The sequence below is a fragment of the Chloroflexota bacterium genome, from assembly GCA_018829775.1.
GTDB lineage: Bacteria > Chloroflexota > Dehalococcoidia > Dehalococcoidales > RBG-16-60-22 > E44-bin89.
This window is the reverse complement of record JAHJTL010000097.1, coordinates 1-13,710: the sequence shown is the minus strand read 5'-3', so window position 1 is coordinate 13,710 and position 13,710 is coordinate 1. Positions and strand designations below refer to the sequence as shown.

The 13,710-nt window shown below is 51.5% G+C and carries 16 protein-coding genes and 1 tRNA gene; 8 read left to right on the top strand and 9 right to left on the bottom strand.

All coding sequences use genetic code 11. The features are described 5' to 3' along the window. Positions 1-40: 40 nt before the first annotated feature. From KKD83_09370 to KKD83_09360, 3 genes are read right to left on the bottom strand one after another with little or no spacing between them, the layout of a single operon-like run. Positions 41-370: a hypothetical protein gene (locus KKD83_09370; GenBank protein ID MBU2536353.1), complete on the bottom strand. Its 330-nt coding sequence runs from the start codon at positions 368-370 to the stop codon at positions 41-43. A gap of 56 nt (positions 371-426) precedes the next feature. Continuing rightward, entirely contained in the window at positions 427-627 is a 201-nt protein-coding gene (locus tag KKD83_09365; GenBank protein MBU2536352.1) for a helix-turn-helix domain-containing protein, read from the bottom strand. Between the two features lie 30 nt (positions 628-657). Continuing rightward, a complete protein-coding gene (locus KKD83_09360) occupies positions 658-855 on the bottom strand; it encodes a hypothetical protein (protein ID MBU2536351.1) in 198 nt (65 codons plus the stop codon). A 196-nt stretch (positions 856-1,051) separates the two neighbouring features. Here KKD83_09360 and KKD83_09355 point away from each other — a divergent pair, with 196 nt between their 5' ends. Then, a complete protein-coding gene (locus KKD83_09355) occupies positions 1,052-1,837 on the top strand; it encodes a hypothetical protein (GenBank protein MBU2536350.1) in 786 nt (261 codons plus the stop codon). A 19-nt stretch (positions 1,838-1,856) separates the two neighbouring features. Here the strand turns inward: KKD83_09355 and KKD83_09350 are convergent, their stop codons facing one another. After that, a complete protein-coding gene (locus KKD83_09350) occupies positions 1,857-3,002 on the bottom strand; it encodes a GuaB3 family IMP dehydrogenase-related protein (GenBank protein ID MBU2536349.1) in 1,146 nt (381 codons plus the stop codon). A gap of 133 nt (positions 3,003-3,135) precedes the next feature. On the opposite strand from KKD83_09350, the gene rsmI reads away from it, so the two are divergent. From rsmI to KKD83_09330, 4 genes are read left to right on the top strand one after another with little or no spacing between them, the layout of a single operon-like run. After that, positions 3,136-3,996 (top strand): 16S rRNA (cytidine(1402)-2'-O)-methyltransferase, encoded by an 861-nt coding sequence (gene rsmI / locus KKD83_09345; protein MBU2536348.1) that lies wholly within the window; start codon positions 3,136-3,138, stop codon positions 3,994-3,996. Positions 3,997-3,999: 3 nt separating this feature from the next. Next, complete coding sequence (locus KKD83_09340; GenBank protein ID MBU2536347.1) at positions 4,000-4,236, top strand: hypothetical protein; 237 nt, start codon at positions 4,000-4,002, stop codon at positions 4,234-4,236. Positions 4,237-4,242: 6 nt separating this feature from the next. Next, on the top strand, positions 4,243-5,919 hold the full coding sequence (gene metG, locus KKD83_09335; GenBank protein MBU2536346.1) for a methionine--tRNA ligase: 1,677 nt from the start codon (positions 4,243-4,245) through the stop codon (positions 5,917-5,919). Between the two features lie 16 nt (positions 5,920-5,935). Next, on the top strand, positions 5,936-6,901 hold the full coding sequence (locus KKD83_09330; GenBank protein ID MBU2536345.1) for a polyprenyl synthetase family protein: 966 nt from the start codon (positions 5,936-5,938) through the stop codon (positions 6,899-6,901). Positions 6,902-6,951: 50 nt separating this feature from the next. Here KKD83_09330 and ftsH read toward each other — a convergent pair whose 3' ends face one another. From ftsH to KKD83_09305, 5 genes are all read right to left on the bottom strand, one after another. Continuing rightward, entirely contained in the window at positions 6,952-8,889 is a 1,938-nt protein-coding gene (ftsH, locus tag KKD83_09325; protein MBU2536344.1) for an ATP-dependent zinc metalloprotease FtsH, read from the bottom strand. 75 nt (positions 8,890-8,964) lie between these two features. After that, positions 8,965-9,792 carry a TIM barrel protein gene (locus KKD83_09320; protein ID MBU2536343.1) on the bottom strand — a complete coding sequence of 276 codons (828 nt, stop codon included), beginning with the start codon at positions 9,790-9,792 and terminating at the stop codon, positions 8,965-8,967. Between the two features lie 27 nt (positions 9,793-9,819). Then, positions 9,820-9,891: transfer RNA gene (locus tag KKD83_09315), tRNA-Thr, on the bottom strand. Positions 9,892-9,970: 79 nt separating this feature from the next. After that, a complete protein-coding gene (locus KKD83_09310; GenBank protein ID MBU2536342.1) occupies positions 9,971-11,173 on the bottom strand; it encodes a site-specific integrase in 1,203 nt (400 codons plus the stop codon). Continuing rightward, complete coding sequence (locus KKD83_09305) at positions 11,170-11,943, bottom strand: hypothetical protein (protein MBU2536341.1); 774 nt, start codon at positions 11,941-11,943, stop codon at positions 11,170-11,172. The genes KKD83_09310 and KKD83_09305 overlap by 4 nt, the downstream gene beginning before the upstream one ends. Before the next feature lie 167 nt (positions 11,944-12,110). Between KKD83_09305 and KKD83_09300 the strand changes: the two genes are divergently transcribed. The 3 genes from KKD83_09300 to KKD83_09290 form a co-directional block, all read left to right on the top strand. Continuing rightward, positions 12,111-12,329, top strand: coding sequence for a helix-turn-helix domain-containing protein (locus KKD83_09300; GenBank protein MBU2536340.1), 219 nt, complete (start codon positions 12,111-12,113; stop codon positions 12,327-12,329). Positions 12,330-12,500: 171 nt separating this feature from the next. Then, on the top strand, positions 12,501-13,247 hold the full coding sequence (locus tag KKD83_09295) for a tyrosine-type recombinase/integrase (protein MBU2536339.1): 747 nt from the start codon (positions 12,501-12,503) through the stop codon (positions 13,245-13,247). Between the two features lie 27 nt (positions 13,248-13,274). Continuing rightward, positions 13,275-13,710: hypothetical protein (locus KKD83_09290; GenBank protein ID MBU2536338.1), on the top strand; the 436-nt coding region annotated here is incomplete at its 3' end.

Genomic DNA, 13,710 nt, shown 5'->3' with positions numbered 1-13,710 from the left:
GTTTCATACGTTGCGTTTGCTGCCACCATTAATAGTTCGCTCAATTCGGTACCCCCCATCCGGGATTTAATGCCCTATTTAGTTCGTATTGCAACAGGGCTATTTGATGTAACAGATCGGCATTTTCAGCCGAGTAGTTGTCGACCAGTTCTTTTAATATCTCAGCGGTATATATGTTAAGCTCTGCGTTCTGCCGATAGTAATCAGCGGCCACTTTACTTTTGTAAGCCTCTTGCTGCCAAGCCTGGGTGTTTTCAATCCACATGTATATCAGGGACTCGCTTTTTAAATACGTAGAGTAAGTACCCACACCGAAGCCAGCCGCGAATACGATCACCGTTGTCACAATTATTACCAGTAGCTTTTTCATTTAATGTACCTGATACCTGCCCTTTAAAGGAGAGAAGCGAATAGGGAGTAAACCCACTAAAATAGCCATGTGGAATCGTCTCTTGCTAGTATCTGGATAAATCTCTCCCTGAGGAAAAGCGCAATATCTTCCCGTCGATACCGTCGGTCTGCCCGCGGTCCAATACGGTAACCCTTCAGTAATTTTCCGTTGTTCCAGCGCCTCACCGTACTAGGATGGACATTGAGTATGCGGGCAACTTCTCCGGTGGTCAACATATTTCGCACCTGCCGATAATACCTCACGGGCTACCATTCCTCTATGTTTACGGTTACCGGGATAGAGTTACTGCCAAACCAGTGAAGGAACACAGCCTCCAGAGGAGCATCCTTAAGTATCTTCTCCTTGACGCTTTCATACTGACCCTGGTAAGCAGTCATCTGCTCCCCTCTGTCATCAAAGACCATAACCATATCATCCTTCAGCCTGATCACCGTTTTTATCATTTCTCTACCGTCCTTTCAAAAAGATTTTTAATTGCTACTTTCATCTTATAGCTGCATGATTAATTCCCCATAAAAGAGGCGTTTAAACTCTGTTAAAAAGCGATATAGGGTCGATTTCTTACCGCGGCCAGCTTTGTGCTATACTAATCCAGAGTCAGCCAGATGACTAGACACTGAGCTAGCATACGGAGGTGGCGTGAGCAAGCTGATCGATAGACTAATCCAGACTGCGGAAACGGTTTCCTCGCCAATGGGATTCAGGGCTGCCAGAGCAGTCCAGCCAAAACCGAAAATGGCGCTTATCGCCAGGGTTGAGCCAGCAGAAAATATGGCGCAACTGGCTGATTATGTTTCCAGTGCCGATGCTGCCATCATTGCTCAAACTGGCGCAGAGAAGAATACCGTAACCGATATTGCCCGGTCATTGCCCGGCGTGACCTGGGGACTGTGGCTGGAAGAGAAAAGCCGCCAGCAGATAAAAGCATCAGCCGAAGCTGGTGCTGACTTCATCATCCTGCCCCTGAATTTGGACTTTGGCCTTCCTGGTACTGAGAAAATGAGCAAAATCCTGCTTGTAGAGTCGTCACTGGGTGAAGGCCTGATAAGAACGATTAACGAACTGCCGGTCGAAGCCGTACTGCTAACCGATGACGAAAAGGAAAAGCCCGCCCTTACCTGGCATCAGCTCATGCTCTGTCAGCGTTTTTCCGACCTTTTGTTCAAACCACTGCTACTGACAGTACCGGCGTCGGTCGACAGCGATGAACTCAAAGCTCTGTGGAAAGCAGGGGTGGATGGGGTAGTCATCTCGGTGAAAACCATAAAACAGGCGGAAAGGTTAAAAGAGCTGCGTCAGATAATCGAGCAATCGGACTTCGCCGCACGACCGCGAATAAAAGTGGCCGCTTTATTGCCGCGCATCCATGAGGAAATCAGCACCGTCACAACCGATGTGGAGGAAGAGGAGGAGGAGGAAGAGTAATCTTTTCCTCAGGACACTCTCAGGAACCGGACTGAGCCTTCTGCCAGGATTTCCCTTCCGTGGTAATCGCTGGCGCAATTACCATTTCCGCCTCATGCATTTCCCGAATGGTGGTTACCCCGCAGATGCCCATCGCGGTGCGGATGGCCCCGATGATATTCTGACTGCCATCGGTGACTGACGCTGGACCGAAGAGTATCTGCTCCAGCGTGCCGGTGGTGCCAACCTTTATCCGGGTTCCCCGGGGCAGTGCCGGGTGAGGGTGGGCCATACCCCAGTGGAAGCCCAGCCCCGGCGCCTCCTTGGCCTGGGCGAAAATAGAACCCAGCATCACGGCATCAGCACCGGCGGCCAGCGCCTTGCAGACATCACCACCCTTGCGAAAGCCGCCGTCAGTGATTATCGGCACGTATCTTCCTGTTTCGCGATAATACTGGTCCCGGGCGGCGGCACAGTCAATTGTCGCCGTCACCTGAGGGACGCCGACACCGAGGACTTCTCTGGTGGTGCAGGCAGCACCCGGCCCAACGCCGACCAGAACTGCCGAGATGCCGGTCCGCATTATATCGAGGCAGGCGCTGAAGCTGACACAGTTGCCAACTACTACCGGCAGAGGGACCATCTCACGTAACTCGGAGAAAACCAGGCCACGGTAACTTTTTGAAATGTGTCGTGCTGTGGTTACGGTGGACTGCACAAACAGTATATCCGCCCCGGCCTCGACCATAATCGGGGCAAAGGTCTTGGTGTTGGCCGGCGTCACCGAAACGGCACAGCTCCCGCCCCGCTTTTTGATTTCCTGAATTCGCTCGCCGATGAGGTTTTCCTTGATTGGTTGGGCGTAGATTTCCTGCATCAGTCCGGTTATTTCGGACTGCGGTGCCTGTGCGATTCTGGCCAGTATCTCGCTGGGGTTATCGTAGCGCGTCTGCACCCCTTCCAGGTGGAGAACGGCAAGGCCACCCATTTTGCTCAGCAGCACGGCGAAATCGACATCGGTTACCGCGTCCATAGCCGAGGCGATAATGGGCAGGGCGAACGTGTAATTCTCAATGGTTAATTCGATATTGATCTGGTCAGGATTGACCGTGACGTCTCCGGGGACGATAGCTACTTCATCAAAGCCATAGGCACGTCGTAGTTGTTTGTACTGGGGGGATTCCATTTTTTTCTGCACCATTTGAATATCAAATATAGCAAAAGCCAGCGGACAAGTCAAGAAATCCTGCCCGCCCTCGCAAAGCTAGACAGGTAATGAAGCGTAGGCTATAATAATTACGTTAGGAAAATTGACATTCATGCCTAATTTATACGTGGTAGCAACTCCGATCGGCAACCTGGAAGACATATCCCTGCGTGCCATCCGTGTTCTGCGTGAAGTCAGGCTGATTGCCGCCGAGGATACGCGTAAAACAAAACGACTGTTGAATGCTTACCATATTAAAACGCCGATGACCAGCTATCACGAGCATAACAAAAAGGCCAAACTTGATTATATTATAAACTACTTAAAGGAAGATGATGTGGCACTGGTTTCCGAGGCCGGAATGCCGGGAGTATCAGACCCGGGCTATGAACTTATCGGGGCAGCGACCCGAACCGGTATCCCGATTATCCCGGTACCCGGTCCATCAGCGGTCATCACGGCCCTGGTGGTCTCCGGGCTTCCCACCGACCGATTCCTCTACCTCGGTTTTCTTCCCCGCAGAGCCGGTGCCCGGAAGCAGGCATTGAAGACAGTGGCACAGGAAACGGGAACGCTGCTTATCCTGGAAGCGCCGCACCGGCTGCAGCCGACACTCAACGACCTGCAGCTGGTCCTTGGCGACAGGCAGATTGCGGTCTGCCGTGAATTGACCAAACTTCATGAAGAAGTGTTCCGGGGAACCATCAGCCAGGCAATCGCCCGCTTCACCGAGCCCAGAGGCGAATTTACCCTGGCTATTGAAGGTAAAAGCGAAGAAAAACGTAAATCGGGTGAGGATATTGAGAAACGACTATGTGATATGTATCAAAGTGGTGTCAAAGCGAAGGAGGCCATCGCCAGAGTGGCTGAGGAGACCGGCCTTTCCCGCCGTGAACTATACCGGGCCTGGCTTAAAATGAATAAGGTCTGGATTAAAAAACAGAATCCGTGTCACAGTTTGGAGAGGAGTTGAGCAATGCGTCGTGGATGCGTTTCACTGGGAGAAGTAAAATGCGATGATTGTCAGCGCGACATCCCCTACCCCGAGCGATATCTTGCCGTCGATGAAAGGGATGGAGTCGAAGACGAGGAAGGTGAAATAAGGCGGTACTGCGTTGAATGCTGCCTGAAGAAGGGCTACGCCCAGTACAAGACGGAAAAAGGGGAACAGATACTGACCTTCCTTGAGTCTGGTATTCCAGAACATGATTGAGGTCGCATGAGCGAGAAAATTTTTATTGCCGTTGCCTGGCCATATGCTAACGGTTCGCTCCATCTGGGACAGATTGCCGGTGCCTATCTGCCCCCGGATATCTTTGCCCGCTATCATCGCACCAAAGGCAATGAGGTACTGATGGTCTCGGGGTCGGACCAGCATGGGACACCCATCACCATCAAGGCCGAGCAGGAAGGTAAGAAACCGAGCGAAATCGCCGCCAGGTACCACCAGCAGTTCCTCGAGTCCTGGCAGAAGTTCGGCATCTCGTTCGACCTCTTCACCACCACTGGCACGGAAAACCACGCCCGGGTTACCCAGGATATCTTTCTCACCCTGCTGGACCGCGGCTATATTTACAAGGATACGCTATCGCAACCTTACTGCCCCAACTGCCAGCGCTTCCTCGCCGACCGCTATGTCGAGGGGACGTGCCCCTACTGCAACTCACCCGGCGCACGCGGCGACCAGTGCGAGGCCTGCGGTAAACAACTGAGCCCTGCCGAGCTCATCGAACCGCGCTGCCGCATCTGCGGCACTACGCCCGTTTTCCGTGATACCGAGCATTTCTTCCTGAAACTTACCGCCTTCAATGACCAGCTGCTGGAATGGGTGAAGCAGCAGACACACTGGAGACCGAACGTGCTGAACTTCTCCACGCGTTACCTTGAGGAGGGATTAAAAGACCGGGCAATTACCCGTGATATAGACTGGGGGGTGGCCGTACCTCTGGAAGGCTTTGATGACAAACGGATTTATGTCTGGTTTGAAGCTGTCATCGGCTACCTGTCTGCCGCCAAAGAATGGGCCGCCTCAAGCAGCGACGGGGAGAAATGGCGCCAGTTCTGGCAGAATAATGATACCAAGAGTTATTATTTCATCGGCAAGGATAATATCCCATTCCACACCCTCATTTGGCCGGCGATGTTAATGGGCTACGGGGATAACCTGAACCTGCCCTATGACGTTCCGGCAAACGAGTTCCTGACCATTGAAGGCAGGAAGCTCTCCACCAGCCAGAACTGGGCGGTCTGGCTGCTTGACTACCTCGACCGCTATGACCCCGACCCCCTGCGCTACCTCCTGTCCATCAATATGCCGGAGACTTCCGATACCGATTTCTCCTGGCGCGAGTTTGTGCGCCGCAATAACGACGAACTGGTGGCCACGTACGGCAACCTGGTGCACCGTGTGCTCACCTTTGTCTACCGTAACTTTGAGGGCAGTGTACCGGAGCCCGGTGAGCTTGATGCCCTCAGTAAGAGTGTCATGGCAGATTCAAAAGCTTTCCTTGGTGAGATAGGCGACCTCATATCAAAATGCCATTTTAGGCAAGCAATAATGCGAGCTATGCTTTTAGCCCAAGAGACAAACCGATACCTCGATGGAAAGTCACCCTGGTTAGTAATCAAAGAAAATAGAGAGGATGCCGCTAAATCACTTTATGTCGCTCTTCAGGTAATTGCCAATCTGAAAACGATGCTCTATCCCTTCCTGCCTTTCAGCTCCCAGAAGCTGCACGAATACCTGGGCTTTACCGGGAGCATCGAGGATTTCGGCTGGAAACCACAGTCATTGCCACCAGGGCAGAAGCTGCTGCCGCCACAGCCCCTGTTCTCCAAGCTTGATGACAGCCTGGTGGAAGAAGAAACCAAGAAACTCGGCCAACCACCATTGTAGGTGAGAAAGGAGACCCTTGGACCTCAGCGGAATATACCAGTCCATACAGGATGACCTGTCCCAGGTGAAAGAATACCTCAGGTCAATTATCAAAGTTGATTTTCCCTGGCTTTCCGAGCAACTGGACTACGTGGTGGGTGGCGGCGGGAAAGGTATTCGGCCGGCCCTGACGCTGCTGTCAGGCAAGTTCTACCAGTATAATCTGAAATATCTGCTGCCCATGGCCGTGTCCGTGGAACTCATGCACACGGCCACCCTTATCCACGATGACGCCATTGACAAGTCGATGACGCGTCGCGGCAGGGCTACGATATATAAACTCTGGGGAGAAGAGCCGGCCATACTCCTCGGCGATTACCTCTTCGCCAAGGCAGGCGAATTTGTCTCCGATACCCAGTGCCCGCGCGTAATCAAGCTCTTCTCACAGACGCTGGCCACCATCTCCAGCGGTGAACTGAACCAGTTCTTCAGCACATATAATTTGAAACAGACCAGGGAACAGTACTTCAAGAAGATATCCCGTAAGACCGCCTCCCTCTTCTCCCTCGCCACCGAGTCAGGAGCCGTCCTGAGCGAGGCCCCGGAGAAATCAACCAAAATACTCCGGGAATATGGATATTACCTGGGTATTGCCTTTCAGGTCGTGGATGATATTCTGGATTTCATCGGCACCGAGGAAGAACTGGGTAAACCGGTTGGCTCGGATTTGACGCAGGGAACCCTTACCCTGCCGGCGATGCTGCTGATGGAACGTTACCCCGAAGACAACCCGATTAAACGGCTCTTTGAGAACCGAGACGACAAGGATAACATTAAGCAGGCAATAGATTTGATGCGGAACTCACCGATTGTGGACGAGTGCTACGCTATGGCTTCGGAATACAGCGCCCGGGCCTGCCAGAACCTCAATGACCTGCCGGAGAATAACAGCCGGGAGGCGTTGCTGGCACTGGCTGAATACGTTGTGGCCCGTAAAGAATAGGGGCAAAAAAAGAGGGGGCGTAGCCCCCTCTCAATCGTCTTTCACCGGCTTTAATCAGGAGCCGCCGGCGTTTGCTTCGGGACCAGACGGGGTACTATAGGCGCTTTTTGGGGCTTGGTCGCCAGTTCAGCTTCGCCAACCGGCTTGACCGGGACTGGTCTGGGTTCCGGTTTGACTTCCTTTGACGGCTTTGGAGCCGTCTCACCCAGGATAGCTGCCAGTTCCTCCCCTTCCAGCGTCTCTTTAGCCATAAGCTGCTCCGCAATCGACACCAACCTGTCTTTGTGTTTGCCCAGTATCTCCTGCGCAGTCCCGTGGGCTTCCTCGATAAGTCCGTAGACCTCTTCATCAATGAGCTCGGCTATCTTATCGCTGTAATCCCTCTGCTCCGAAATCTCACGACCGAGGAAGACCATCTCCTCCTTGCGCCCGAAGGTACGCGGCCCCAGCTTATCACTCATGCCGAAGTTGGTGACCATCGCCCGGGCTATCTTGGTAGCCTGCTCGATGTCACTCTGGGCACCAGTGCTCATTTCATTGAAGATAAGTTTTTCTGCCGTGTGCCCTCCCAGGAGCCCGGCCAGCATATCCTTGAACTGCGACTTCGTCAGCAGGTAGCGGTCCTCAACGGGCAGCTGGCGGGTATGACCGAGCGACATCCCCCGGGCCACAATCGATATCTTGTGCACCGGGTCGGCGTTGGGCAGCATCCTGGCAACCAGAGCATGTCCGGCTTCATGATAGGCAGTTATCTCTTTCTCCCTGGAGCTTATCTTGCGGCTCTTTCTTTCCGGCCCGGCAATCACCCTGTCCACCGATTCTTCAAATTCACACATACCAATGGCATTTTTATTGCGCCTCGCTGCCAGGATAGCGGCTTCATTGACCAGATTGGCCAGGTCGGCGCCGCTCAATCCCACCGTACCCTTGGCCAGAACCTCCAGGTCCACTTCTTTATCCAGCGGCTTGCCATTGGTATGAACTTTGAGAATGGCCACCCGACCGTTAATATCCGGCCGGTCCAGAATCACCCTGCGGTCAAAACGACCGGGTCTTAAAAGCGCCGGGTCAAGAATGTCCGGTCGGTTGGTGGCTGCCATAACGATGACGCTAGTGTTGGTATCAAAACCATCCATCTCCACCAGTATCTGGTTGAGAGTCTGCTCTCGCTCATCATGGCTACCGCCCAGACCAGAACCGCGTTGACGGCCCACCGCGTCAATCTCATCAATGAAGATAATGCAGGGAGCGTTGCGCTTCGCCTGGTCAAAGAGGTCACGCACCCTTGAGGCACCGACGCCCACAAACATCTCCACGAATTCGCTGCCGCTTATCGAGAAGAAAGGTACATCAGCCTCACCGGCCACCGCGCGTGCCATCAGCGTCTTGCCCGTGCCCGGCGGTCCGACCAGCAGGACACCTTTTGGAATGCGCGCGCCCAGCGCCTGGAATTTCTCCCGCGATTTCAGGAATTCAACCACCTCCAGCAGCTCCTGCTTGGCCTCCTCCACACCGGCTACATCGCCAAAAGTTACCGTAGGCCGATTGGCCGGGAAAAGCCGGGCGCGGCTCCGGCCAAAACTCATCGCCTGATTATTTGCCCCTCTTGCCTGACGAAAGAGGAAGAACAGCAGACCACCGAAAATGATAAGCGGCAGGAAGCTGAGCATCAGGCTCCCCCAGTCGATGCCAGACGAGCCTTTGATATTCACCACGATGCCTTCAAGATTGAGACCCTCTATCTCATAGATGCTGGCATTGCTCTCCTTGAATGCCCGCAGTTCAGTCTCATCACGCGTGGTGATGAGCAGCAGGTCGTCCTCCACCGTAATCTCGGCGATTTCCTTATTCTGCGACATGGCAATTATTTCACTAAGGGGCACTTCCTCAGGTTTGTTCGCCGACGGTAAGATATTAACGAACAACGCCACCGCCGCCAACAGGATGGCGATGTAAATTAAACTACTCCGTTTCCAGCTTGGTTTCACACTTCACTCCTAATACTGGCTCTTTTAGCCATTCCATTATACCACAGGATAACATGCATTTGTATTCGCTGTGGATTACAGACTGTTATAAGTCGCCTGCAGCCGCAGCGCATCTTCCTCCAGGTTCGGGCTTTCACATATCACCATGCCTTTGACATCGTAGTCCTTCAGCACCCTGAGCAGTTCTCTGTACTGGAAATCAGACTCACCCAGATTGAGGTGCTTCAATTCACCCTTCTTACCGTAGCTGATACCGGAAACGTGAATATGCATGTTTTCCAGTGCCGCCTCTCCCAGACGTTGCCTCATCTGGAGCAGGACGGCTTCAAACTCCGGATAGGAATTGAACTTGCCGGTACGGGCGTGCCAGTGGGAGAAGTCGAGGCAGAGTGCCACACCCTCAAGTTCGGCGCTGAGGTTTACCAGTTCCTCAATGGTGCCAAACTGGCTGCCTTTGCCGGTTACTTCCGGCCTGATACATACCTGAATCCTCTCGCGCTCAAGCTGGTCCAGTATTTCACCCAGGTAATTCTTCACAGTACTATATACTTCTTCCGGCGGTCGTCCCATATAAAATGCGGGATGAAAGACCACGTTTTCGGCCCGGCAGAGCGAGGCGATGCGTGCCGTCTGTAAAATGCGGCTCTGACTGGCCCTCACCTTTTCCATATCATCAGAATTCAGATTTATATAATAGGGAGCGTGCGCGGACAATCTCACACCGGTTCGAATCGCGGCCTCACCAACCAATCTCGCGGCTGTCTCCCCCATCTTCACACCCTGGACAAACTCTATCTCCATGCAGCCCAGTCCCAGCTCGGCAATACGCTCAATGCCGCCGATTGTTGATGGTGGCCAGGCACTGCGCGGAACCCCCGCCGTTCCGAAGAGCAAACCGCCCATTCTCCTCTTCAGCCTCCAAAATCACCGAGCCAGCGGTCGGATTCGAACCGACGACCGGCGGTTTACGAAACCGCTGCTCTACCCCTGAGCTACGCTGGCATATGCTCTATTTTGAAGCTAAAATGACGACATTGAGGCGTTCCCCAAGTAGACATAACTAAAAGTTGCTAATAATTTGCTAATAGACCTTTTCATTAGCCTCATTTTCATGCCTTACTCTATCAGCCATTTCATTATACTTGGGACTTAATGCCTCGTCAAAGCGCCGGGCTGCGGCTTCTTGAAGTCCAGGGGCGACATGGCTATAGAGGTCTAGCGTTGTTGAGATAGTGGCATGGCCCAGTCGCTCTTGTACTATCTTCGGATGCACATTCTGTTTTAAGAGGAGTGAGGCGTGGGTATGCCTTCCATCATGCAATCTGAAATGCTTCAGGCCAGCATGTTCCACTATCTTAGTCCAAGCATGGCTTATCGTATCCGGTAGTAACGGCTTCCCGTCAAAATGGCTGAATACTAGGTCATCATCCTTCAACGGTATCCCCAACATGGCTCTAGTTGCTTCTTGATTTTCTCTATACTTCCCAAGCATCAGGGCAGTGGACGGCGTTAAGGCTATCATTCGGCGTCCCTTAGCTGTTTTTGGGGCTCTAAATATTATGCTACCATCCCTCAGGTGGTGAAGAGAGCGGGAAATGTGTACTTGGCAGAAGAGTAAATCCACGTCCTGCCAGCGCAAGGCCAGTAATTCACTTCGCCTCATTCCCGTAAAAAGGGCCATGTAGAATAAGGGATAATAAAGCGTCTTTTTAGCAGCTTCAAGAAAAGTCTGCACTTCCTCTTCATTCATAGTTTGCATATCGGAATGCTGGGGGCGTGGGGCAGTAACCGCCTCGGCCGGATTCCGACTCACGAGTCCCCACTTTAAGGCCATTTTTAGGGCACGGTGAAGACACGTGTGATGGTGAGAAACCGTTGTCCGGCTTAGACCGCCCTTACTGTCACAGCGGCCACCTGATAGTTTTTCAGAGTAATATTGCTGAAGGTGTTCAGGTTTTAGCTGTGTTAGTGGTATATTCCCGAGAGAAGGGATAAGGTGCTGGCGTACAATGGATTCGTAACCTTCAGCCGTCCTAGGAGCTAGATTAGGCCAAGCATAGTCCTTTAGCCACTTCTCCAAGTAATCGGCAAGGGTAGTCTTACCCGGCTTAACAAAAGTCCCATTATCAATCTGGTGAAGCATTTCTGCTAGGCGCTTTTCAGCATCCTTCTTTATCCCCTTTACACTCACCCATTGATACTTATACTTGCCAGTATTGTCCCTCCCCATGCTGATAGCAATAGAATAGCTATCCTTACCCCTTTTTTCAATATGTCCTCTCATTTTTGTACCTCCTCGGGTTTAACTTCAATAATTTCATCAGCAGCTTTGCTGATTGCTTCCAATATCATCTCTTTTTCTTCCGGTGTTCTTTTTTTTAGAACCGGGCCCTTGAAAGAAGGAAGGTACTTCATACACGAATTCAAATAATTTGTGTAGTCTCTCTGTGCGTCCTTAGGCTGAGTTAAACAAATAGGCGTTAAAACCCAAATTTTCGATTTCTCGGGTTCGCCTTTTGATTGAAATAAATCTAAGTCTAATTCGAACGTTTCAAAATCTTTTAGATTACCGTGTTTGATTTGGTATATTTGCTCCATCGTACTATATTCGTAAACCCACCAAAAAAGCCACCAAGTGATGTTGGGAGGCTCTTTGCCTTCATTCAAAGTCAATATTGTGGGGTATAACCTTGATACCCATATTGCTTCGCGTCTGCTCATAGGCGTAAGTCTTTTCTCCATCCAGTAAATTTGCATTTTTAGCAGCATTGCTAAAGAGTCTGGCGAAAGCAGGAGATGCTCTAAGTTCCCCAAAGTCCAGGGTTTTTCTTGAGGGCTAGTCCACATGTCCCGCAAGTTAGAAATTTTGTCGGCTATTATTTTTTGAATTGATCTTTTTTGAGGTATTTCTTCTTTCTTCAGACCATATTTGTCGTGCTCCCTAAGTAGATGGTTACGGATTTGATTAGCGGAAAAATCACGGTTATCTTTCTTCACCTTCACGATTGCATCTTTAACGTAATCTTCTACATTCCTGGAATGTCCCCTTGCCATATTCGCACCTCTTTAGAGTGATTAATGCGCACTTTCTTGTAATAAAACTTCGTTATGATTAATGCGCATTAATACATTCTTAGCTTTATCACATGCGCTCATTGGCTAATAAATATGTATATATATGATAGGATAATACCAAAAAGAAGTAATGTCAACGGGGAGGCATGGAAATGGTGGACGACAGATTAACGCTATCTGTAGAAGAGTGTGCGAAACGGCTTGGGATCGGGCGCAATTCAGCTTATGAGGCTGTAGCTAGAGGCGAGATCCCAATAATCAGAGTTGGGAAACGCCTGCTAGTGCCGAAAGCGCAATTGGACAAGCTTTTGGCTGGTGAAACTCCTTTGTTCAAATCCCCCAAAAAAGGAACGGTTGAGTCCTAACAGAACCGGCAAAGGGAATGGTTAACACTTTTTTCTCATTATTCGTAGTGAAAGTGATCCGGCTGAGTGCGTTACTTATCCATGTTTGGCTACATAGTCAGGACAGACCATTATTGCCGATTAGTCTTAGTGAGAAACCGGCGTGCAAGCATTACGATTAGGAGAAACGGTATGCGACGAAGGGAATCCATAAAACCCTTACAGAATGTTGGAAGAGCTATCAGAGCGAGCCGAGCCTACTTGGAACCCGATGAGATAGCACGCCTAGAGGAGTCAGCTGCCAACCTCAGGGATCGATTGCTTATCAGACTGCTTTTCCATTTAGGGTGTCGTATCTCTGAGGCGTTGGCCCTTGAGGTAAAAGACATTGCCTTTGGAAGCAGTGCGGTCGTCATTGAGCATCTAAAGTATCGGATGAAGATAAGTTGCCCGAAGTGCGGAACAAGATTGGGCAAAAGCCACAAATTCTGCCCACTCTGCGGCAACGGCGTCGAGAAGGCATTGGCTCAAGAGCAAGAGCACCGCCGAATGAGAACACTACCCATCGATGACAATACCTTACGGATGCTTAGGGATTACATCCAGCGAGGCGGGCCAGTCCCAAGAGAAGGCAAAAGACTCATCTTCGGCATAAACCGCCATCGAGCCTGGCAGGTAGTTCGAGAGTGTGCCAAGAGGGCTGGCCTCCCCAACCTTATAAACCCAGAGACAGGCAAGATACACGGGGTGAGCCCCCATAGACTACGAGACGCATTTGCTACCCATGCAGTAAAACTGGATGACTCAGGGGATGGACTCAGGCTATTGCAAGAGCATCTTGGTCATCAGAGCTTCAACACAACGGCTAAGTACAGGAAGGTGTCGGGCAAGGAGCACCGCGAGTGGTATCGGAAGCTGTGGAAGAAGGATAGTTCATGAGGACTCGGGCGTGGTTGTAGGAGAAGAATGGTGGTTGAGCTGTTAAGGCCAGCCCAGGGCGGGTTCTTGCGCCCCTTCGGCTGTGGCTGGTTCATCAGGGAGTTTCTTCTCGGTCACGGTCCGGAGGGCAGACCTAAAATTGATACCAACCGCGGCGCCCCCCAAGCTGATATCTTTTACCATTACAAGGTCGCCCTTCATACCGCCTATGCTGAAGAGGCCACCGCCTGGGAAAATGACTGGCGCATTAAAGCCGGACTTGAGCCCTACACCGAATTGGAGTACGCCGAGCGGGTAGACTGGCACCTGCGGGGTATTCCCTACAAACTGGTGAAGTGCCGGTACCACTCCTTCGTCATGTATTTCAACATGCTAAAGAAGCTGGAGTGGGTTGAGCCTAGCGGTGAAGAAGAGGTGTCAACCCCACAGGATTATTATGATGGCTTTGAGCCAAGGCGGTTCT